The organism is Hymenobacter cavernae (genome assembly GCF_014641455.1).
Classification (GTDB): Bacteria; Bacteroidota; Bacteroidia; order Cytophagales; family Hymenobacteraceae; genus Hymenobacter; species Hymenobacter cavernae.
The window spans coordinates 260,743-282,752 of the sequence record NZ_BMHT01000001.1 but is presented as its reverse complement, the minus strand read 5'-3'; the positions used below and the strand labels follow the sequence as shown (position 1 = coordinate 282,752).

Below are 22,010 nucleotides of genomic sequence, written 5' to 3'. Positions count from 1 at the left end.
TAGAGTAACTGAGTAGGTGAGTAAGTGAGCTAGGCATACGTGCCAAGCCCCGCGAAAGATAGGAACTCAACCATGATTTGGTAGAACAGCCTATACCTTTGCCACAAACACGTTTCTTACGTAAGAAACTGCGTTGTACGCTGCCAGGCACTAAAACCTAGGTTCGCGTATTCACTTACTCCGTTACTCCAACAGAATGGGTTTGAAATCGGCGCTTAGTCGCCCGCTGGCAGCGCTTGTGCATCGGCAGTATCAGCAGTGGATGCAAAATCCGGTGGCTACGCAACAACACGTACTGGCCGACTTGCTGGCACAAGGTACGCGTACGGCCTTCGGTCACGACCATGACTTCCGCGCCATTGCTACCGCCACCGACCTAGCCCGCCAGGTGCCCGTGCGCGACTACGAGGCGCTGTACCCGTACATCAGCCGCGTGAAGGAGGGCGAAGCCGACGTGCTCTGGCCGGGCCAGCCGCTGTATTTGGCCAAAACGTCGGGCACCACCTCCGGCGCCAAGTACATTCCGCTGACAAAAGCGAGCATCCCGAACCATATCAACGGCGCCCGCGATGCGCTGCTGCACTACATCTACCGCACCGGCCGCAGCCAGTTTCTCGATGGCAAGCTGATCTTTTTATCCGGCAGCCCGGAGCTAGAGCAGGTGAATGGCATTCACACCGGGCGGCTTTCGGGTATTGTCAACCATCATGTGCCAGCTTACCTGCGTCGTAACCAGCTGCCTAGCTATCAAACCAACACCATCGAGGATTGGGAAACCAAGCTCGACCACATCGTAGGCGAAACCCTAGGTCAGCGCATGACGCTGATTTCGGGTATTCCGCCGTGGGTGCAGATGTACTTCGACCGCATCACGCAGCGCACTGGCAAAGCCGTGAAGGATGTGTTTCCCGACTTCAACCTGTTCGTGTACGGCGGCGTCAACTTCGAGCCGTACCGCAAGAAACTTTTCGATACCATCGGCCGGCCGGTGGATAGCATCGAGACGTTTCCGGCTTCCGAAGGCTTTATTGCTTTCCAGGATGAGCCCGGCAACCCCGGCCTGCTGCTGCTGCTGAATGCGGGTATTTTCTACGAGTTCATCCCGGCCGAGCGGTTCTTTGAGGCAAATCCACCTAGGCTCACGATTGGCGATGTCGAGCTGGACAAGCAATACGCCCTCGTACTCAACACCAACGCCGGCCTGTGGGGCTACAGTCTCGGCGACACCGTGCGCTTCGTGAGCAAGAACCCGTACCGCGTGGTGGTGAGCGGCCGTATCAAACACTTTCTCTCGGCTTTCGGGGAGCATGTTATTGGGGAGGAAGTGGAGCAAACGTTGCGCGAAGCGATGGTGCAATTTCCGGAGGTCGATGTGGTCGAGTTTACCGTGGCGCCCCGCGTGAGCGACAATCCTGCCGAGCCTTCGCAGCACGAGTGGCTGGTAGAATTCGCCACGCCGCCGCGTGATGCCGCTGCTTTTGCCGCCGCATTGGATGCTGGTTTGCGCCGTCGCAACGTGTACTATGATGATTTACTCAGCGGTAATATTTTGGCGCCACTCCGGCTCACGGCGCTGCCGACGGGAGCGTTTCAGCGCTACATGAAAAGCCTCGGAAAGCTAGGTGGACAGAACAAAGTACCTAGGTTAAGCAATGATCGGAATGTAGCTGAGGGGTTACTTTCTACCTGATGCGTGATAAAGCGGTATGTCTAAGTTAGCTCGCTTACTTTGCTCATATCCAGTAACCTGTGTTGGACTCTTGCTGTATTGCACTGGCTGGTTTCGCGTATATCAAATAATCACGGCTGACCACTCTCGCTTAGATGAGTGCGGCCGAGGCACAATTATCGTCTACCCGGTTTTACTTGCTTTGCTTGTCTCGCTATTTTACTGGCTGGTGATTGGAAGTTTTGCCTTATTCAGTAGCTCCAAGCGCTTCTACGGCTGCTTGTTAGCATTGAGCTTTTTAGCACCTGTATTGGTGATAAAGTTTGGCTGGTGATTCAAGCAAAGGGTCACAACACAGTACCGAATAAACCCCGTACCTTGAGTCATGATCAAATTCGACCGCACTGCTGCCCGCAAGACCTCGCTGCATCACGATCAGGATGCCGATGACGCCGCTTATTGGCGCACGAAAACAGTGGAGGAGCGTATGGAGGCATTAGAATTTCTCCGGCGGCAAGTATATGCCTTTTACTTTCTCAGCAATGGCACAAGCCAACCAGCTTACAGAGGAATACAAAGAGTTTGTCGAGTTATTAAACGCCAACCGCGTTGAGTACCTGATTGTAGGTGCTTACGCAGTAGCCCGCTACGGCTACGTGCGTGCCACCGGCGACATTGATGTGTGGGTGAAACCAACCGCTGATAATGCCCAACGCGTTGTCGCAACTTTACAGCAGTTTGGCCTGGGAGGCTTGGGCTATACCGTTGCTGATTTCAGTACCCCCGATACCATCGTCCAATTAGGCGTAGCCCCGCTGCGAATTGATCTGCTTACTTCCGTTGATGGAGTCGACTTCGACCACTGCTATGCGCAACGGGAGACAAAGGTTTTAGACGAAGTGCCGATCAACTTCATCAGCTTGGCCGATTTGCGTCAGAACAAAGCCAGCACTGGCCGCCTCAAAGACCAATTGGATCTGAAAAACCTTGCCGATACTGATTTATAGCTACTGCTTGCAGCCCTTTTAACGATAAAGCAGCCGAAATGCTAGAAACCAAAATTATCGTGAATTGGCCCGATCTTCTGAAACAGATCAGCCAAGAAGTTCTATCTGATCCAGAATTTATAGACGGTAATGCGTCAAACATTCTGAGAAACAAGTATCGACAAAGTGGATGGTTAGGCGAACCGGGTGCAACCGAGCAGGAAATTTTGAATTTGGAGCAGCGATTAGGAGTAAAGTTGCCTTCATCTTACCGAGAGTTTCTGCTAACAGCAAACGGGTTTGGACCCATTGACTATTTTACTTACTGGTTGCGCTCTTGCACGAAAGTAGATTGGCTGGTAAATACTGATAAAGACTTGGTGGAACTTTGGGAAAGCGATGTCGAGACAATTCCCAGCGTACCGGATGAGGAATACTTCCGCTATGATGATAGCCAGATTGATGGACAAGTGCGTGGAGAATACTTTCGAGGCTGTCTGATGATTTCTGATTGGGGAGACGCCGGGTTCCTAGCCTTAAATCCGGCAGTACAGCACGATGGTGAATGGGAAGCATGGCATTTCGCCAATTGGATGCCAGGAGCGAACCGCTACCGTTCGTTTGCCGAGCTAATGCAGGAAGCATTAAGTAGTTACAGAGAACTCAAACAGGAGGAGTCGGAATCGGATGAGTCTGAAAAGTAAACTCCACGCCGCCTGCCAAGACTACGTGCAACAGCGCATCGATGCTTCCCAGCAGGCTATGCAGGCTGCCCAGGAATCCGCCAACAACGAAACCAAAAGCAGCGCCGGCGACAAGTACGAAACAGGCCGCGCCATGGCCCAGGAAGAGCGTAACCGCAACGCCGTGCAGCTGAACGAGGCCCTAAAGCTGCAAGCCGAGCTAGCACGCATCGACCCCGAAAAGCTGTGCGACACCGTGCGGCCCGGCGCCTTGGTACAGACCAACCTAGGTTTGTTTTACCTCAGCATCAGCGCGGGCAAGCTGGCGGTAGATAGCAAGGAATACTTTGCTGTATCAGCCGCGGCACCCATAGCCGTTGCTTTAAGTGGTAAACGCGCAGGCGAGGAAGCGCTATTTAATGGGAAGAAGATTCAGGTGGAGCAGGTGCAATAACGCGTAACCAATTTGCGCGCTACTTTTGTATATGTCCTTCACCCACCCCAAACGCGTCACGCTGCTCGGCTCTACTGGTTCTATCGGTACGCAGGCGCTCGACGTTATCCGTGCGTATCCTGGCCGTTTCACGGTTACGGCTCTTTCTGCGCAGTCCAACGCTGATCTGCTGGTGCAGCAAGCACGCGAGTTTCAGCCGGCCGTCGTAGTTATCGGCGATGAGGCGAAGTATGAAATTGTAAAAACGGCCCTGGCGCAGCAGCCAACGGAGGTGCTGGCTGGCCCTGCCGCCCTGGCCGACGTAGCCGGCCGCGACGATGCCGATGTGGTGCTTACCGCAATGGTTGGCTATGCCGGGTTGCTGCCCACAGTGCGCGCTATCCGAGCCGGCAAGACGATTGCGCTGGCGAATAAAGAAACGCTGGTAGTTGCCGGACAGCTAATTACGCAGTTAGTCAAAGAGCACGGCGTAGGCTTGTACCCCGTCGATTCAGAGCACTCCGCTATTTTTCAGTGCCTGGTAGGGGAGGAGCGGAACCCCATTGAAAAGATTATTCTGACGGCTTCCGGCGGACCGTTCCGCGGCCGCACGGCCGAGCAGCTCGCTACTGTCACGAAAGCCCAAGCGCTGAAGCACCCGAACTGGGACATGGGCGCCAAGATCACCATCGACTCGGCCTCGCTGATGAACAAAGGCTTGGAGGTGATAGAGGCCAAGTGGCTGTTCAATCTCACCGATGAGCAGATTGACGTGGTCGTGCATCCGCAGAGCATCATTCACTCGCTCGTGCAGTTTGAAGATGGTTCGTTGAAAGCGCAGCTAGGTCTGCCCGATATGAAGCTGCCTATCCAATACGCCCTAGGTTACCCCGAGCGTTTGCCGTCCAGCTTTCCCCGTTTCTCCTTCCTCGACTACCCGCAGCTCACCTTCGAGCAGCCCGACCGCGCCACGTTCCGCAACCTTCCCCTAGCTTTTGAAGCTATGCGCCGGGGCGGCAATGCGCCTTGCGTGCTCAACGCTGCCAATGAAATTGCCGTGGCCAGGTTCTTGCGCGACGAAATCGGCTTTCTGCAAATGCCGGATCTGGTGGAAAGCTGCCTCACAAAGGTTTCGTACCTTGCCGAACCGTCGCTCGACGATTATGTGCTCACCGACCAGGAAACCCGGCGCGTGGCGCAAGAACTAGTCAAGCGGTTGTAAGTGTTCTTACACAGCTACCTACGATACAACGTCATGCTGACGCAAGGAAGCATCTCGCGTGCAATGCTAATCTCAATTCTTGGGGATTAACCGCGCAACCTCAGCATGACCGACGTTTTTACCTTCTCCTTAACTCCATTCCCTTCTCCTCTTGGAAATTCTCATCATGGCCGGCCAAATGTTGCTTGGCCTTTCCATATTGGTCGGCTTGCACGAATTCGGGCACTTCGCTTCCGCCAAATACTTCAAGATCCGCGTCGATAAGTTTTATATCTTTTTCGATTTCCTGTTTCCGCTGCCGGGTGTTGCCAACTTCGCTCTTTTCAAGAAGAAAGTCGGGGAGACAGAATATGGCCTAGGTTGGTTTCCGCTGGGTGGCTACGTGGCCATTCACGGCATGATCGACGAAACCCAGGATGCCGATTCGCTGGCTGCTGAGCCTCAGCCCAACGAGTTCCGCGCCAAGCCAGCCTGGCAGCGCCTGATTGTGATGCTGGGTGGCATCATCATGAACGTGATTACCGGCATCGTCATCTTCTCCGCCCTCACGTTCAAGTACGGTGAAAGCTACCTGCCCGCTTCCGAGGTTCGCTTTGGCGTAGTGCCCAATAAGCTAGGTCAGGAAATCGGCTTCCGTACGGGCGATAAGATCGTGAAGATTAACGGTCGGCCGTTCACCGAATTCAACGACGTGTACAGCGCTGATGTAGTTCTCGGCAACCATAGCTACTACACCGTCGACCGCAACGGGCAACTCATCGACATCCGGGTACCGGCTGATTTTATGGACCGCCTCTCCGATCAGGACCAGGCAGCTTTCGTGGTGCCGCTCGATCCGTTTCAGGTAGATGAGGTAGTGCCAGGCGGACCTGCCGCGAAAGCTGGTTTGCAGCCCGGCGACCGAATCACGCAGGTAGGTAAGCAGAGAATTCAATTTTTTCCGGAATTACAGCAAGCCTTAAAAACCAACGCCAGCAAGCCCACGCCCTTAGTCGTGGAGCGGAGCGGAGCACCTGTGACTCTCACCGTGAACGTGGATGAGGAAGGGAAAGTAGGTTTCCGGCCCAAGTCGCTGCTGAACTATGCCACGCGCAACTACAGCCTGGCCGAGTCGGTGCCGGCGGGTGCGAAACAGGCGTTTGGCGTGATTGGTACGCAGGTGAAAGCCTTCGGCAAAATCTTCCGCGGTGAGGCTTCGGCTCGTAAGTCGCTGGGTGGCCCCATGGCGATTGCGCAGCAATACGGTGGCAAATGGGACTGGATTCGCTTCTGGACCCTAACGGGAATGCTCTCGATGGTGCTGGCCTTCATGAACCTGCTGCCCATCCCGGCCCTCGATGGCGGCCACGTCCTGTTCCTGCTCTACGAGATGATAGCCGGCCGCAAGCCTTCCGACAAATTCCTGGAAAACGCCCAGAAAGTAGGAATGGTGTTGATTCTGAGCTTAATGGTCTTTGTGATCTTCAACGACTTGTTTAAGTCGCTGTTTTAGAATAAATAATTGTCATCCTGACGAAGGAAGGACCTTTTAGTGCCAGAACGAGCCGTTGTATGGGTAGTGTTTGGTACTAAAAGGTCCTTCCTTCGTCAGGATGACAGTTTACAGAATGTTATGCGCCACTTTGCTGTCCTGTTCTTCGCGCTCCTCGTTAGCCTTGTGGCTGCGGCTCATGCCTACCATGCCAGCATTATGGAGCTGCACTACAACCCGCCTAAGCAGCAGCTTGAGGTTTCGCTCAAGGTCTTCACCGATGACTTTGAAAAGGCGTTATCCGTTGGGCAACCTAGCTCCATTAGCCTCGATCAGTCGCCCAAGCCGCAGGTGAATGCACTGGTGACAGCACTGCTCCGGCGTTCCATTATCTTCGGAACCAAGCCCGGCGAGGCGCTGCCCATCCAGTTTATCGGCATTCAGAAAGAAACCGACGCACACTGGCTGTACTTCGCCGTGAAGCTAGCAAAGCCAGTAAATGGCATCTACTTGCGCCACTTGCTGCTAGAAGATACCTTCCCCGACCAGATGAACATCGTGAACGTGGAGGCCAACGGCAAAAAGCAAAGTGCCCTGTTCAAAGAAGGCGACGAAAGCCAGAAGCTGACCTGGTAACCTAGGTTGTCATTCCGAGCAGCGCGAGGAATCTAAGTTACAAACCTAGGTGTCTAATCCAGATTCCTCGCGCTGCTCGGAATGACAGTTGACTACCAACCCGCGCCAGCACCGGCGGCCGGTTTGTCGCCGTCCGGCTTAATAAGTCGGAATTCCACTCGGCGGTTAATGCGGGCATCTTCCTCCGTTACTTCGGGTTTCAACGGCTGCGTACTGCCGTAGCCCATACTTTCGATGCGGTTGGGCTTGAGCTTGCCTTTCTGCTCGATGTAGCGGCGGATAGCTTCGGCGCGGTCTTGCGACAATTTCTCGTTCACGTCCGGGTCGCCGTTGCTGTCGGTGTGACCCGAGATGCTGAGGCGAAAGCTAGGGTTCTCGCCCAAAAACAAGGCAATACGATCGAGGGTGCTGTGCATAGAAGGCCGAATGGTGGCCTTGCCCGCGTCGAACTCGATGTTCTTGAAAATCAGGGGCAGCTTGTAATCAATGGAGTTGGTCAGCAGCTTCATCACCGTGTCGCCTTTTAGCACGAACTCGCGCTGCACGCTGAAGGATTCGGGGCTTTGGATGAGCATAACGTAGTGCGAGCCTTCGATCAGGTCGAAGTCGAAAGAGCCATCGGGGCGCACATATTTGCTGGCGACCTCAATGCCGTTGTCCGTGTCGATGATGCTGACGGTACCGTTCAGTGGTTTGTTAGATACTGAGTCGATCAGGCTGCCTTCAACGTGCGTGGTGGCGAGCGGCTGGGCTTCCATCGGCAGCGGGAAGGAGTAGAGGTCCAGGTTCTTCATGTCCTGCGTCTCCGAGCGGGCGTAGTACAGGTTCTTCGATTCGCCATCAATAGTGAAGTAGTATTCTGAACCTTTGCCGTTCACGAGCGGGCCAATGTTGCGCGGCTCCTGCCAGCGACCCTGCACCCGATAGGTTTTGTAGATGTCGAAGTCGCCGTAGTTGAGCAGCTGACCGCGCGAGCTGAAATATAGTACGTTGTACAGCGGGTGGAAGTACGGGCTTACCTCACTCTCCCGCGTGTTCACCACCGGACCCATATTCTCAGCCTTCGCCCATTGGCCATTTTTGAGCTTGTGCGTGTACCAGATATCCGACAAGCCAAAGCCGCCGAGGCGGTCGGAGGCAAAATACAGCGTGTCCTCGCCCGGCGACAAGGTCGGCTGCGAATCCCAGGCCGACGAGTTGACTTGCATACCTAGGCTCCGGGGCACCGACCACTGCCCGTCCTTGAAGGTAGAAGTGAATAAGTCGCAGTTGCCGTGGCAGTTGGGGCACTCGCATCGGGCGAAGTAGATGGTGCGGCCGTCTTTAGTGATGCAGGCCGAGCCTTCGTTGTAGGAACTGTTAATAGGCTTCGGCAGCGGCTCGGCATCGGTCCACGACACACCTTCTTTGCGCGACGTGTACAGATCTTCATCAATTACACCATGTATGCCGCGCATCTTCCGCTTGGAAGAGAAGATAAAGATGCCCGCCTCGGAGTTCAGCGTCGGGCCATAATCTTCGACTTTGGAGTTGATGGCGTCGCCCATGCTCGTATAAACGCCCTTGGGCGGATGAAACGTCGCGATGCTCTTGCGGTACTCCACCAAGTCATAATACACCTTGAGCGGCACGTAGAAATCAGCCTTCTTTTGCTCCAATGAATCGTAGTAGAGCTGAACTTTGGTCATATCCTGGCGGCGATGCTTCAGCGCCAGCCGGAAATAGGCCTTGGCTTTTTCCTCGTTGCCGGTCCGCTCCCAAAGCTGGCCCAAGCGCCAAAGTAAAGGCGTATCTTTATAGAAATTCTGAATGCCAAACTGCCCCACGTACGCCGTCAGCAGATTGCGTGCCTGGTTCCAGTTGTGTCGCTTTTCGGCTTTTTGAATGGCTTTCAGCTCTTTTTTGTTCTGATAATACGCCGTGCGATTTACGTTCGGGAAGTCGGGAGTAGCATCGGAGTGCAGGCGCAAGCGAGGACTGACTTTTCCGGTGAGCTTGCGCTGCTGCAACGGAGCGGAGCTAGGTTGCTGGGCATAAATGCCCTCCGATAGCGATAAGAGCAGCAAAAGCAGGAATAAGCGTAAAGAACAAAGCATAAGGAATTATCAAACTAAAACTGACCCAAAAAGACAGGGGAAATCAAAAATAGCAGTTTTTTGATGCCCCTGAGCGTACCTGTAATCTGCCGCGCTGGCTGATCCTCAAGTTGCTTTTGTGCCGCCTTGGCGGAGTGAAAAGCCAAAATTGAGCCGGCCTGGACGTGGCATAGCACTTGACAAACCTGTATTTTTCGGAAAACGCTCTTCCCCGAGCGTATAGGTGCCTCGTTTAACTGTCATTCTGACAACGGCGCCTTTTTCGCCTTTTCTTCCATGAGCCAAAATCGCAATTCGCGTAAGCCCAAACCGTTTTCCTCGCTATTGATGGCCGATGACCCGACCGAAATGGTGTCCATCGTAGCTACTGACCCCGACCAGCCCATGAACGAGCAGGACGCGCCTGCCGAGCTGCCGCTGCTGCCGGTGCGCAATACGGTCCTTTTTCCCGGCGTCGTATTGCCCGTTACGGTCACTCGTAAGAAGAGCATTCGCCTTGTGCGCAAAGCCTACCGAGGAAATAAGATTGTCGGCGTAATCGCGCAGCGCAGCCAAAGCGACGACCCTGGCTTGGCCGACATCTACGAAATAGGCACGATGGCGCGCATCCTGAAGCTGCTGGTGCTGCCGGATGGCAACACCACCATCATCATTCAGGGGCAGAGCCGCTTTAAGATTGAAGAAGCCACGCAGGATACGCCCTATCTGACGGCGCGCGTTAGCTACTTCCCCGAAACGTTCCCGAATAAGAACTCGCAGGAGGTAAAAGGCTTGGTATCGTCGCTGAAGGATGCGGCGGTGAAGATGCTCAAGCTGAATCCCGAGATTCCGCAGGAAGCCCAGGTCGCCCTCGATAACATTGATTCGCCCTCTTTCCTGACGCACTTTCTATCCTCAAACATCAACGTAGAGGTTGGCCTGAAGCAGAAGCTGCTGGAAATCAACGACGGCGTGGAGCGCGGCACCACGCTCCTGGAGATGATGCTGAAGGAGATTCAGCTGCTGGAAATCAAGCACGAAATTCAGAGCAAAGTCCACACCGACATCGACCAGCAGCAGCGTGACTACTTCCTGCGTCAGCAGATCAAAGTGCTGCAAGACGAGCTAGGTTTCGACGGCCCTGATCAGGAAATTGAGAAGCTGCGGGTACGCGCCAAAGACAAGCAGTGGCCCGAAGCCGTTGCCAAGCACTTCAACAAAGAGCTGGATAAGCTAGGTCGCATCAACCCGCAGGCGGCCGAGTATCCGGTGAGCCTGAACTACGTGGAGTTTCTGCTCGACCTGCCCTGGGCCGAGTACACCAAGGATAACTTCAACCTGAAGCGTACTAAGAAGATTCTTGATGCCGACCACTACGGCCTTGAGAAGGTAAAGGAGCGCATCATCGAGTATCTGGCCGTGCTGAAGCTGAAGCAGGATATGAAGGCGCCGATTCTGTGCCTTTATGGCCCGCCCGGCGTGGGCAAGACTTCGTTGGGGCGATCCATTGCCAAGTCGCTGGGGCGCAAGTACGTGCGCATGTCGCTGGGTGGCGTGCGCGACGAAGCCGAGATTCGCGGCCACCGTAAAACCTACGTGGGTGCTATGCCGGGTCGCATCGTCTCGCAGATCAAAAAAGCCGGCGCCTCTAACCCGGTTATCGTGCTCGATGAGATTGACAAGATTGCTTCCGACTTCCGCGGCGACCCTAGCTCGGCGCTGCTCGAAGTGCTCGACCCGGAGCAGAACTCGACCTTCACCGACAACTACCTGGAGGTGGAGTACGACCTGTCGAAGGTGCTGTTCATTGCCACGGCTAACTCGCTGGACACGATTCAGCCAGCCCTGCGCGACCGGATGGAGATTATTGACCTGACCGGGTACACGCTGGAAGAGAAAACGCAGATTGCCAAAAAGCACCTGTGGCCCAAGCAGCTCACTGATCACGGTCTCACCTCGAAAGATGTGAGTATTACAACGCCGGCATTGCAACGGGTTATCGATGATTATACCCGCGAGTCGGGTGTGCGGAGCCTGGAGCGCAAGCTAGGCGCGGTGGCCCGCAACATTGCTAAAAACAAGGCAATGAAGGAGTCATTTCCGGAAGTGTTGGAGCCGAAGGACATAACGCGCATCCTAGGTGCTGCTACCTTCGACCGCGACTTGTACCAGGACAACGAAACGGCGGGCGTCGTAACGGGCTTGGCCTGGACGTCCGTTGGGGGCGATATCCTCTTCATCGAAAGTCTGCTCAGCCGTGGGCGTGGTAAGCTGACACTCTCCGGCCAGCTAGGCGACGTGATGAAGGAATCGGCGGTTACCGCCTTGTCGTACCTGCGCAGCCGGGCCGAGTCGCTGGGCATCGATTACCGCCTCTTCGAGCAATACGATCTGCACATCCATTTTCCGGAAGGAGCCGTGCCGAAAGACGGGCCGAGTGCCGGTATTGCCATCTTCACCAGCATTGCGTCGGTTTTCACCCAGCGCAAGATTCGCAGCCACCTAGCCATGACGGGCGAAATTACGCTACGCGGCAAAGTGTTGCCGGTGGGCGGTATCAAGGAGAAGATCCTGGCGGCGAAGCGTGCCGGTATCCGCGACGTAATTCTGTGCGAAAAGAACCGCAAGGATATCAACGAAATACCGGCCGATTACCTCAAGGACTTGACCGTGCACTACGCCGACCGCGTGGATGACGTGCTGAAAGTGGCTCTGCTGGAAGAGCAAGTAAGCCAGCCGATGCCGCTAATAGTGCGCGATGAGCCAACACCAGCTTTGAGTGGACCTAGCATCGAAGTAGCTTAGCCAATGGGGAGCGGGAGAAAAGAGCGACAAACCTAGCTTTTCTCCCGCTCTGGCTTCGGCGTACAATAAAATGCCCACCGCTGCGTCTTATCTTCGCTGATCACAACCCCCTATATAGCAGGCCAATGATTCGATTGCTACGCGGTTCCGTTATTTCTGCCCTGGTTCTTACAAGTAGTTTGCTAGCTAGTCGTGCGGGATACGCGCAGATTGGGGGACAGCAGGCGTTTTCCTTTCTGAACCTGCCAACCAGTGCCAAGCTGGCGGGCCTGGGTGGGGCCAACGTCAGCTCCCGTGACGGCGACGCAACGATGCTCTACGCTAACCCGGCGCTGCTCAATGCCGATATGGACGGCACCCTAGGTCTGGGTTATGTCGATTATCTGGCTGATATCAAGCAAACTACGGCCGCTTACGTCTTCAATACGGAGCATGCTGGTCGGTTTGGAGTTGGCCTTACCTACCTGAACTACGGCAGTTTCGAACAATTTGACGCGGCCGGTAACAGCATGGGTAACTTCTCGGTGAACGAGTACGCGCTAGGAGTTACCGATGCCTACACCAGCGGCAACTTCACCCTCGCTGGCACGCTCAAGCTAGCTGTTTCAGGTATTGCCGGCAACCACTCGGTAGCGGCACTGGCTGATGCCGGCGCCTTGTTCAAGCATCCTACAAAGGATTTCAACGTGGGGCTTACGGTGAAAAACGTTGGCTATCAGCTGAAAACCTACACCGGCGCCGGGCACGAGCCCATGCCGCTCGATGTGCAGCTAGGTGCCTCCATCAAGCCCGAACACATGCCGCTGCGCTTCTCCCTGACGGCACATCACCTGCAGCAGTTCGACATCGTGTACCTCGATCCGAATCAGCGCGGACAGATAGACGAAAACAACAACGAAGTGAGGCCGAAGAAAACCATCGGCGACAAGATTGCCCGTCACTTTGTGGTAGGCGCCGAGCTTATTCTGAGTAAAAACCTGAACCTGCGCCTGGGTTACAATCACTTGCAGCGCAAAGAGTTGCGCCTCGATACGCGCTCAGCAGGTGCCGGCATGAGCCTGGGCGTGATGATCCGCATCAGTCAATTTCAGCTTGACTACACCCGCGCCTACTACCACGCGTCTGGGGCCAGCAACTACTTCACTGTGGCCCGCAACCTCAATTCCTTGTTTAAAAAAGGCTAGGATATGCACGAGGATTGCGTTTAGAAATAAGAGTTTACGACAATCTACGGCTTTCCTGCGTAGACGACCTAGCTTATTTACGGTTTGCCGCGCCCGCAGCAGCTGTTCTACTTACACCTATTTATTCTCATGCTAGATTCCGCCAATTTCCTCACGCCGGTCCAGATCGTGGCCGAGCTGGATAAATACATCATTGGTCAGCACGACGCCAAACGGCACGTGGCCATTGCGTTGCGCAACCGCTGGCGGCGGCTGCACGCGCCCGCTGAGATGCAGCAGGAAATCGTGCCCAATAACATTCTGATGATTGGCTCGACGGGTGTGGGTAAAACCGAAATTGCACGCCGTCTGGCGAGCATTGCCGGTGCTCCTTTCACCAAAGTGGAAGCATCCAAGTTTACGGAAGTAGGCTACGTGGGCCGCGACGTGGAAAGCATGGTGCGCGACCTGGTGGAGCAGTCAGTGAACATGGTAAAGCAGCGCCGCAAGGAAGAAGTGAAAGTGCAGGCGGCGCAGGCCGTGGAAGATGTTATTCTCGATGCCCTCATTCCGCCCGTTACTGCCAGCGCCCCCGCTGCGCCGAAGCCAAACCTAGGTTTCGGCGGCTCCGATGGCAATGCTGTCCCTGATTCTGACCACGAGCTAAACGAGCGTACCCGCGAGAAGTTCCGCCTGAAGATTCGTAGCGGGGAGATGGACGACCGGAAAATTGAAATCAAGGTGCAGCAAAGCAATACGCCCGGCGTGGGCGTAATCGGCGGACCGGCCGGCCTGGACGAAGCTTCGCTATCGGGTTTGCAGGACATGCTAGGTTCGATGCTGCCCAAGAAAACCCGCAAGCGCAAAGTCACCATTGCCGAAGCGCGCAAGCTGCTGCTCGACGAAGAAGCTGCCAAACTCATCGACATGGATGAGGTGAAGGACGAAGCTATTCGTCAAGCTGAAAATGCCGGCATCATCTTCATCGACGAAATCGACAAGGTGGCCAGCCGTAGCGGCAAGGGTGGGGGAGGCCCCGATGTGAGCCGGGAAGGTGTGCAGCGCGACCTGCTGCCCATCGTGGAAGGCAGCGCCGTGAGCACCAAATACGGCGTCATCCACACCGACCACATCTTGTTCATTGCCGCCGGCGCGTTCCACGTTGCCAAGCCCAGCGACCTGATTCCAGAGCTGCAAGGCCGCTTCCCTATCCGCGTGGAGCTGCAAAGTCTGACGAAGGAGGATTTCTTCCTGATTCTGAAAGACCCGAAAAACGCGCTGACGAAGCAGTACGAAGCGCTGTTAAAAGCGGAAGAGGTAGAGCTTTCCTTCGATGAATCAGCTCTGGAGCGTATTGCCGAAATTGCTTCCGAAGTAAATGAAGAAGTAGAGAACATCGGTGCCCGTCGGCTGCATACGGTGATGAGCCGCTTACTTAATGACATTCTCTTCGATGTGCCGGATCGGATTGGCGCAAATGCGCAGATCCTTATCACCCGTGAGCTAGTAGAAGAACGCCTGCGCGATATGGTGCACAACCGCGACTTAACGCAGTATATTCTTTGATCTTAGAGTAGCAAGGCTAAAAAAGAGAAGGCGGCTTATTAGCCGCCTTCTCTTTTTTAGCCTGTTTACGTATGTGAAGTGCAACTCTCTTTCCCACTTCGAACATGCATTACTACATCATTACAGGAGCTAGCCGTGGCCTAGGTAAAGCGTTGACCCAAGCTATTCTCGCCGAAGCTAATACAAAGGTTATCGGGGTTTCACGCCATGCTACTATCGAACATGATCGGTACCATCATCAACCCTTGGACCTGTCGGATAGCATAGCCGTAGAGAACAACTTAGCTAAAGTGTTTGGGCAGTGGCCTGATGCGGAGAGTGTCACGCTGATCAACAATGCTGCTGTGCTCGGAGAAATAGGCTACCTAGGTGAGCAGCCGAATGAACACTTCACCTTCGTCTTTACCGTGAATACGGTAGTACCGGCCATGTTCATGAACACCTTCCTGAGCGCCTACGCCAGCTACCAGGTTCCCCGCACAATTCTCAACATCAGCAGCGGTGCTGCCCAGCGCCCGGTCGATGGCTGGAGCGCTTACTGCGCCTCAAAAGCTGCCTTAGAGATGCTGACGCTTACTGCCCAAAAGGAACAGGACTTGAGAGGCTCCGGTATCCGCGTCCGGGCACTTTCACCCGGTGTCATCGATACCACCATGCAAGAACAGATTCGCTCGACTGACGCGCAGCAGTTCAGCGAAGCACCTAGGTTTGCTGAACTGCATGCGGAAGGAAAGCTACAGAATGCTGAAGAAGTGGCTGGGAAGGTGGTAAGATGGATTCTGGATACTAATAGTAAGGAATCAGATGTCATCTTACATATAACAGACTTATCCTAAGTAAAAAGCCCTCGTCAACTGACGAGGGCTTTTTACTTAGGATAAGTCTGAGCAAGTTATATTACCCGTACTCGCACTTCAGTCGGAATTATTTCTGTGCCGTCTTCTAACGTGATCAGGAAGAACATCCTGATTTGTGTAGGAGCAGTTACTGAAGTAGCTACGGTTGGTGCTGGTCCAATCAAAGCTAGGCCAGTAGCACCAACATCTAACAGTGGGCCTACCCGGTTACGATACGTATTATAAGCTCGTAGGCTAGACGTGAAGGTGATAGAGTTTGTGCCATTGCCCAAAACCGGGTTAGTGCCTGGCGAAGCGGCATTTCCGTTGTAATTCAAAGACAACTCAGCTGGCGTGATGCTGCGTGGTGGTGTCGTTATTGTGCTGCGAACACTGCTTTGTAAGTACGTCAAGCCAGCAGCACCTGTCACAACTCGGCTGATTTCCTTGATACGACCTTTGTCAGCGGGAATCTCAAAAGTAATAGAAAAGTCACCTGCTTCTGTGGTAGTAGGGGCTTTAGCTGTTACGATGGCGTACCGCTCAAAGTAGGTAGCATTCGTTACGGTTACAGGAATAGGTGCTATACTGTCTTCCGTTGGTCCCAGGTTGACACCATAGTCCTTCTCACAGGCAACGGTGCCCAATGAGAGCAGACAGAGGGTAAGCAGCTTTGCTATATTATTTTTCATGAGAAGCGAAAGTTGGAATTTTACCGTGTGGGCTGTTATTAGTCGATATCCCACCATACTCTTTCCGCAGTGCCCGGTAGTGGATTAGGCGTGTTGTTGGCGTTACCCGAACTCTCCGAAGCTGGATACACAAATCGAACAGGTAGGGTACCATTGTCACCTTGCGGATTCAGGGCGAGTGCCAAACGTGGGAAGCCAGTCCTACGGTAGTCGTTGTACGCCTCGTAACCATTACCTACCCAAGCAATCCATTTTTGGGTCATGATCTTGTTAAGATCCTTTTGCTTGGAAGCAGCGTCTGTACGCCCGGATAGGGTTACGAGCGTAGGGTTAGCAGCAAAATAAGCCGTAACAGCTACATCAGCCACACCAGCTTTCACCATGGAAGCGCGTACGGCATCACGCAGTAAGGCCTGTGGATCACCTTGAGTACCTAGGATAAGAGCTGACTCAGCTTGGATAAATAACCGTTGAAAGTTCGTAAGCAGACGAATCGGAGCACCACCCACACCTCCTGGGGTCGTACTAGATCCTATCACATAAGAACCATAACGGGAACGATTAGCCAAGACGCCTGGGCCTGCACCAGGAGTACCGTTTTGATAGCCAGTAAACGTGAGGAATGTGCCAGCAGTAGGGCCAGGTAAGGTAGTAGTAGTACCTGTTGGATTTACCTGTGGGTTGGACTTCAAATCCGGTGTTGGAGTAGTAGTAAAAAAGAAGGGAAGACGTGGGTCATTACGCACTGCCATGCTATCCAACAATCGCTGACTTAGTAGAATGTCAGTAGTCCTATTGTCGTAGTTGAAGGTATAAATGGGATTCCGGCTGCCTACCGATGATCCGAAAGGCACTTCGAAATCATCTGCGTTGGCCGAAATATAGCTTGCAGCTCCTTTGTTCAGCACCTCATTGATAATAGACTTAGCTAAATCAGGATCACGACGGCTAACAGTATTTGCTAGCTTTAGCAACATCGTATTACCCATCTTCTTCCACTTAACTAAGCTTCCGCCATAGATAGGATCGTCAGTACCGCTGGGATTAAATGTGCTCGTCTTATCAAGATCGGCAAGGCCTTCTTTCACTAAGTCGAACAAGCTTTGAACGCCTAGTGCTGCATTTCCCTTGTAAATGTCTTGTTGGGTGTCGAACCGTGGTTGAAGGTTTCCTAAGCCTTGCAGTGCTTGAGAATAAGGGATATCTCCCCACAAATCCGTAGTCATTGCAAAATTATAAGCCTTAAGGAGCTTGCCAATGCCAGCATAAGCTGGACTATTGAGCCGGTCGGCGGCTTCAATCATGCTTTGCGCGTTCTGCAAAGCTCCCGCGTAAAGCTCGTTCTGCCATTGATTGTCCAAGCCGCCACGGATGTTGTAAACATCTTGAGGAGCACTTTGAGTACCAGTACCTGCGACATGCTGGACGAGCAGCGAAGTGATGCGATTTATTTCATTACCATTAGCAAAACCAGTAGTAATGGCTGTACTAGGCAGCAAGTTAGAAGGCGCAGCTACTAAAGGGTTATTCGGATCAGTATTTACATCCAAGAATTTGTCCTTGTCGCAACTAGTAATTCCTAGAATAACTGCTGCCGCAAAGGTGAACCCTATGATTTTATGTGATTTCATATTTGGTCTGAGTGGCACTATTAGAGGGTAAAGCGAATGTTGACGCCGTAGTTGCGGGCGTTAGGCGAGCCTTGCAACTCTAGACCACGGATGTTGCCAGCACCCTGCGTGTTTACCTCTGGATCAAATGGAGCATTAGGCGCATAGTAGAACAAATTGCGTCCTGAGATTGAAATGTTAGCTTGGCCAAAAGGTGTATGCTCAAGCCATTGTTTTGGCAGCGAGTAACCTAGGGTAACTTCACGAAGGCGGGCGACGGTAGCGTCATAGATGTTTATGTCGCTTTGCAAACTTCCAAGTGCACCCCAATACGATTGGGCATCAACCTGGATGTTGTTAGGCTTATATGTTGGTTTGCCATCAGCACCAGTACCGGTTTGAATAACACCTGGGATGATGCGAGGAAGCTCACGGCTTACACCTGTCTCTTTCAGAGCACCTAAGCTCTTGTACTGGCCAGCAGTGAATGAAAGAACGTCGCCACCTGCGTTGCCGTCGATTAGGAACGACGCAGAGATACCTTTGTAGCTAAAGGTGTTGGTGATGCCACCTTGCCACTTAAAGTTGGGGTCGGCAATCACTTGGTTGGTCAGCTCAGGAGCAAATAAGCCCGACGTCGGATTGATGATGTATTGGCCGTTGTAGGGGCTGGAAGGATCTTCAACACGCGGCTTTTTTGGACCACGAATTACACCGTAAGCTCTGCCAACCACGAAAGAAGGACTAGAGCCAGAGAAGATATTACCATTGATCTGCGATTCGGTTACACCTTCTGAGATTGATTTTACCTTGTTGCGGATACGGGTGTAGTTAGCCGTGACATCCCAACGGAAGTTTGTTCCCTTGATAGGTGTGATATTCACCAGAGCCTCAATGCCCTTGTTATCCATGCGGCCTACGTTTGCATAACGCTGGATAAAGCCGGACGAAGGAGCCGTTGATACAGGAACAATCTGGCTTTCGCTGATCGTGTTGAAGTATGTTGCCTCCAGACTGATGCGGTTATTAAAGAAGCCTAGATTAGTGCCGATTTCGTAAGACTTCGTGAATTCTGGAGTCAGAACTGAGCCACCACCCGCTGTATTTGTGTAATCGAAACCAGCGTAAGTGCCACTGCTTACCGTAACGGGGAAAGTAATGCTGGCTACGTTGTTGCCCACGGTACCAGTTGAGCCATAAGTACTCTGCAGGCTGTAAACCTGAGCGTCACGTCCAACACGTGATGCATTAGCGCGGATTTTACCGTACGAGAAGAAATCGTTGGAGATCTTAAACGCATCGGTAAATACGAAGCTCAGAGTAGCAGAGGGATAGAAGAACGTGTTATTGTTCTTCGGCAAAGTGGAGGACTCATCAGCACGCCCTGTCAGTTCTAAGAACAAGTAGTTGTTGTAAGAGAGTGACAACTGGCCGTAGTAGCCTAGCAAGCGACGAATTTCGCTGGTCTCACCTGAGCCAGTAAACACTTTAGCGTTTGATGAGTTGAAGAAGTCAGGGAAGATCAGATCACCAGCTTGCGAGGTAATCGTCTGGATACGGCGCTGGTTCACGTTCTGACCTAGCAACAGGTTTGCATTAAAGCCTTCGGTGAAGATGTTATCCTTCTTCAACGTCACTAACAAGTCGCCGTTCAATTCGCTGCGCCAGAATGTTTGGTCGATTACCTGCCCAGAGGAGGCACGAATCGAACCTACGTCATAAATCTGCTTCCGCCGGTCGGTGTAAGTGTCATAACCTGCCCGATAAGCAATGTTCAACCAAGGAGCTACCTCGTAGCTTAGGTTAGCTACGTTGATAAAGCGGGTAACATTTGAGCGCGTGGAGTTTCGCTCTAAGCTCCAGTAAGGGTTTTCAGTAGCTGTGGAAATGAAAACGCTGCGCTTGGAGATTGGGTCGATATAAGGCAAGCCCTGCAGGTCATAGCTACGTGGTACTACGTTAAGACGACCAAAAGGCGACCCGCTATTGCCTTGTTGCGGGCCTAATTGGTTGCTTTGGATGAAATTGACCGATCCACCAGCACGTAGTTTGTTGATGAGTTTGGTGTTACCTGCTAGCTGTACACTAGTACGGTTCAAGTTCGAGAACTTCGTAATGCCTTGCTGAGCAGTGTTATTAACATTCAAGGACAAGTTCTGGTCTGCGTTACCACCAGCGATATTTACCCCATTCTGCCAGATGTGGCCTTGACGGTAAAAGTCTTTTGTATTGTTGGGGTAAGCGCGGTAGTCGAGGGTAGAGCCATCCGCTAATAGAAGTCCGTTAGCAAGAGTAGGCGTCGTGCCAAACCGGGGGCCCCACGATGTGGTAACACCTGTGTTTGGGTCACCATTAGTTAGGACGTTAGTGCCGTTAGTACCTTGACCGTAGTCATTTTGCAGGTCCATCAGACCATATACGTTTTGCAGCGAGAAACCAGAAGTAACGGTCACTTCCAGCTTCTTATTTATGTTACGCCCTGACTTGGTAGTGATGATGATAGCACCTGCGGAAGCTCGGGAGCCATAAAGAGCTGCCGCGGCTGGTCCTTTCAGGATGTTGATGCTTTCTACGTTTTCTGGATCTATATCCAAAGCACGGTTGGACTGTTGCGCGCCAAAAAGTGTGTTAGAGGTACGATCTAGGTCGTTGCTAATCGGAATGCCATCTACAACGAACAAAGGCTGGTTATTGCCCTGTAGCGAAGTGATACCCCGGATGTTGATGTTCGTAGAGGAACCAGGTAAGCCGCTGGCAGTTGTGATTCTAACGCCCGAGACCTTGCCCTGCAAAGCACTTAGGACGTTTGGCTCTGACTTCTGCGAAATTTGCTCCGCTTTGATTTCTTGGGTTGCATAACCTAATGAACGTTTGTCACGTTCAATACCTAGCGCTGTTACAACAACTTCGCTAAGCTGCTTGCTGTCAGAACCTAGGGCAATATTGATCTGGTTGTCAGTGCCAATTGAACGCTCTGTGGTAGTAAAACCAATAGAGCTGAATACTAACGTTCCACCAGCCTCCGGCACGCTTAGGTTATAGGTGCCCTCTGAGTTAGTTGAGATACCATTGCTAGTTCCTTTTAACAGCACCGTTACACCTGGTAAGCCCTCGCCTGTTTGTCGATCTGTTACTCTGCCGGAGATACTCCGGTTTTGGGCTGCCACCTGCTGAAGCAGGATGACCATGAGCAACAAGCTCATGAGTAAGATTCTTTTCATGCAAAAAAGGTTTGAAGAAATGGATTGATGGGTGGCTTACCCATCTTTTAAGATTGCTAAAATACTAATGGTTTGAATATTCTCGCAATCTGTCAACTCTTTCTATAAAAAATCTGCAAATAAGCGCACCTATGACTGTCGTAACAGGCCTTGTGACACATAATCATTGTTTCCTAATGGCCTTAGGGGTGTCCAAGATACCCTTTCTTAGAACCTAGGTTTAGGAAGGTAGTACAAGCTACAGAAAATAAGTATAAGCTATGTTAATCTTGAAAATGGAATAATCATATTCTTGCGAGGTATTGTCATACTATCGGGTAAAAAGTAGGATGCAACTTTCTTGACTTCAAAAAAAGCGCTACCTTCAAACTTAAACTTTGATTTTTCCAAGGAATTGAGTTAACATGAAAAAACCTAGAGTACTCTTATTGGCTTCTTGCCTACTATTTGCGGGCATGAGTTCCTGTCAAAAGGATGATGCGGATGTTACCATTCTTTCTCCGGTAGCAGGAAGCTATTATGGTGAAGAACCATGCAATAGCGAACCTTATACCGTTGATATCTATAACCAATCGGATGCTAAGAATGGTAAAGTATTCATCTCCAACCTGTATGGACTTGGCGACGTCTATGAAGCTACTGTAAGCGGCAACACCATCACCTTGCCTCCTACGCCCTACAGCTATGTAGCGGGTGGTAAAACGTATAAAGGCAACATAACTGCTACAGGTACTTTGGAAGGTTCTGTCATCACCATCAAGTATACGTTAGATGGTGATGATCCTGAGCAATGCACGTTCGTTGGCGACCGTGAGTTCCGTGGACCAACGGTGCAAGGAGGTTAAGCAAGTACTCAGAGCCTGCAGAAAAGCTTCCGTTATATCCGATAAACAGTAACTGTTGCTTGAAAAAAGCCAAGGTCTTCAGCAAACAAAAAGGGCA

At 52.5% G+C, this 22,010-nt stretch carries 16 protein-coding genes; 12 read left to right on the top strand and 4 right to left on the bottom strand.

Annotated features, from left to right (window positions below; genetic code table 11):
- Nucleotides 1-196: 196 nt before the first annotated feature.
- The 7 genes from IEX74_RS01130 (at nt 197) to IEX74_RS01100 (ending at nt 7,100) form a co-directional block, all read left to right on the top strand.
- Complete coding sequence (locus tag IEX74_RS01130; RefSeq protein WP_188810122.1) at nt 197-1,690, top strand: GH3 family acyl-acid amido synthetase; 1,494 nt, start codon at nt 197-199, stop codon at nt 1,688-1,690.
- A 521-nt stretch (nt 1,691-2,211) separates the two neighbouring features.
- Nucleotides 2,212-2,676 (top strand): nucleotidyltransferase, encoded by a 465-nt coding sequence (locus tag IEX74_RS01125; protein ID WP_188810120.1) that lies wholly within the window; start codon nt 2,212-2,214, stop codon nt 2,674-2,676.
- Nucleotides 2,677-2,735: 59 nt separating this feature from the next.
- Entirely contained in the window at nt 2,736-3,359 is a 624-nt protein-coding gene (locus tag IEX74_RS01120; RefSeq protein WP_229755069.1) for an SMI1/KNR4 family protein, read from the top strand.
- On the top strand, nt 3,343-3,792 hold the full coding sequence (locus IEX74_RS01115; protein ID WP_188810117.1) for a 3-oxoacyl-ACP synthase: 450 nt from the start codon (nt 3,343-3,345) through the stop codon (nt 3,790-3,792). The genes IEX74_RS01120 and IEX74_RS01115 overlap by 17 nt, the downstream gene beginning before the upstream one ends.
- A 31-nt stretch (nt 3,793-3,823) precedes the next feature.
- On the top strand, nt 3,824-4,993 hold the full coding sequence (locus IEX74_RS01110) for a 1-deoxy-D-xylulose-5-phosphate reductoisomerase (RefSeq protein ID WP_188810116.1): 1,170 nt from the start codon (nt 3,824-3,826) through the stop codon (nt 4,991-4,993).
- 151 nt (nt 4,994-5,144) lie between these two features.
- Nucleotides 5,145-6,485 (top strand): RIP metalloprotease RseP, encoded by a 1,341-nt coding sequence (gene rseP, locus IEX74_RS01105; protein ID WP_229755068.1) that lies wholly within the window; start codon nt 5,145-5,147, stop codon nt 6,483-6,485.
- Between the two features lie 120 nt (nt 6,486-6,605).
- Nucleotides 6,606-7,100 (top strand): DUF6702 family protein, encoded by a 495-nt coding sequence (locus tag IEX74_RS01100; RefSeq protein WP_188810115.1) that lies wholly within the window; start codon nt 6,606-6,608, stop codon nt 7,098-7,100.
- A 92-nt stretch (nt 7,101-7,192) separates the two neighbouring features.
- On the opposite strand, the gene IEX74_RS01095 is transcribed toward IEX74_RS01100, so the two are convergent.
- Entirely contained in the window at nt 7,193-9,196 is a 2,004-nt protein-coding gene (locus IEX74_RS01095) for an OmpA family protein (RefSeq protein WP_188810114.1), read from the bottom strand.
- 276 nt (nt 9,197-9,472) lie between these two features.
- Here IEX74_RS01095 and lon point away from each other — a divergent pair, with 276 nt between their 5' ends.
- From lon to IEX74_RS01075, 4 genes are all read left to right on the top strand, one after another.
- A complete protein-coding gene (gene lon, locus IEX74_RS01090) occupies nt 9,473-11,980 on the top strand; it encodes an endopeptidase La (protein WP_229755067.1) in 2,508 nt (835 codons plus the stop codon).
- A 125-nt stretch (nt 11,981-12,105) separates the two neighbouring features.
- The gene (gene porQ / locus IEX74_RS01085) at nt 12,106-13,164 is read left to right on the top strand and encodes a type IX secretion system protein PorQ (RefSeq protein WP_188810113.1); all 1,059 of its coding nucleotides are present in this window, start codon (nt 12,106-12,108) and stop codon (nt 13,162-13,164) included.
- Between the two features lie 129 nt (nt 13,165-13,293).
- Nucleotides 13,294-14,709 (top strand): ATP-dependent protease ATPase subunit HslU, encoded by a 1,416-nt coding sequence (gene hslU / locus IEX74_RS01080; protein WP_188810112.1) that lies wholly within the window; start codon nt 13,294-13,296, stop codon nt 14,707-14,709.
- A 104-nt stretch (nt 14,710-14,813) separates the two neighbouring features.
- Nucleotides 14,814-15,545, top strand: a complete 732-nt coding sequence (locus tag IEX74_RS01075; protein ID WP_188810110.1) for an SDR family NAD(P)-dependent oxidoreductase — start codon at nt 14,814-14,816, stop codon at nt 15,543-15,545.
- A gap of 56 nt (nt 15,546-15,601) precedes the next feature.
- Here IEX74_RS01075 and IEX74_RS01070 read toward each other — a convergent pair whose 3' ends face one another.
- From IEX74_RS01070 to IEX74_RS01060, 3 genes are read right to left on the bottom strand one after another with little or no spacing between them, the layout of a single operon-like run.
- Complete coding sequence (locus IEX74_RS01070) at nt 15,602-16,237, bottom strand: hypothetical protein (RefSeq protein ID WP_188810108.1); 636 nt, start codon at nt 16,235-16,237, stop codon at nt 15,602-15,604.
- 38 nt (nt 16,238-16,275) lie between these two features.
- Complete coding sequence (locus IEX74_RS01065; protein ID WP_188810106.1) at nt 16,276-17,868, bottom strand: SusD/RagB family nutrient-binding outer membrane lipoprotein; 1,593 nt, start codon at nt 17,866-17,868, stop codon at nt 16,276-16,278.
- 20 nt (nt 17,869-17,888) lie between these two features.
- Nucleotides 17,889-21,068 carry a SusC/RagA family TonB-linked outer membrane protein gene (locus IEX74_RS01060; protein WP_188810104.1) on the bottom strand — a complete coding sequence of 1,060 codons (3,180 nt, stop codon included), beginning with the start codon at nt 21,066-21,068 and terminating at the stop codon, nt 17,889-17,891.
- A gap of 404 nt (nt 21,069-21,472) precedes the next feature.
- Between IEX74_RS01060 and IEX74_RS01055 the strand changes: the two genes are divergently transcribed.
- Complete coding sequence (locus IEX74_RS01055) at nt 21,473-21,913, top strand: hypothetical protein (RefSeq protein WP_188810102.1); 441 nt, start codon at nt 21,473-21,475, stop codon at nt 21,911-21,913.
- Nucleotides 21,914-22,010 lie beyond the last annotated feature (97 nt).

Coding starts and splice junctions, on each gene's coding strand:
- IEX74_RS01075 (WP_188810110.1), top strand. CDS start 14,814: ATGCATTACTACATCATTACAGGAGCTAGCCGTGGCCTAGGTAAAGCG.
- IEX74_RS01060 (WP_188810104.1), bottom strand. CDS start 21,068: ATGAAAAGAATCTTACTCATGAGCTTGTTGCTCATGGTCATCCTGCTT.
- hslU (WP_188810112.1), top strand. CDS start 13,294: ATGCTAGATTCCGCCAATTTCCTCACGCCGGTCCAGATCGTGGCCGAG.
- IEX74_RS01065 (WP_188810106.1), bottom strand. CDS start 17,868: ATGAAATCACATAAAATCATAGGGTTCACCTTTGCGGCAGCAGTTATT.
- porQ (WP_188810113.1), top strand. CDS start 12,106: ATGATTCGATTGCTACGCGGTTCCGTTATTTCTGCCCTGGTTCTTACA.
- lon (WP_229755067.1), top strand. CDS start 9,473: ATGAGCCAAAATCGCAATTCGCGTAAGCCCAAACCGTTTTCCTCGCTA.
- IEX74_RS01055 (WP_188810102.1), top strand. CDS start 21,473: ATGAAAAAACCTAGAGTACTCTTATTGGCTTCTTGCCTACTATTTGCG.
- IEX74_RS01100 (WP_188810115.1), top strand. CDS start 6,606: ATGCGCCACTTTGCTGTCCTGTTCTTCGCGCTCCTCGTTAGCCTTGTG.
- IEX74_RS01095 (WP_188810114.1), bottom strand. CDS start 9,196: ATGCTTTGTTCTTTACGCTTATTCCTGCTTTTGCTGCTCTTATCGCTA.
- IEX74_RS01125 (WP_188810120.1), top strand. CDS start 2,212: ATGGCACAAGCCAACCAGCTTACAGAGGAATACAAAGAGTTTGTCGAG.
- IEX74_RS01130 (WP_188810122.1), top strand. CDS start 197: ATGGGTTTGAAATCGGCGCTTAGTCGCCCGCTGGCAGCGCTTGTGCAT.
- IEX74_RS01110 (WP_188810116.1), top strand. CDS start 3,824: ATGTCCTTCACCCACCCCAAACGCGTCACGCTGCTCGGCTCTACTGGT.
- IEX74_RS01115 (WP_188810117.1), top strand. CDS start 3,343: ATGAGTCTGAAAAGTAAACTCCACGCCGCCTGCCAAGACTACGTGCAA.
- IEX74_RS01070 (WP_188810108.1), bottom strand. CDS start 16,237: ATGAAAAATAATATAGCAAAGCTGCTTACCCTCTGTCTGCTCTCATTG.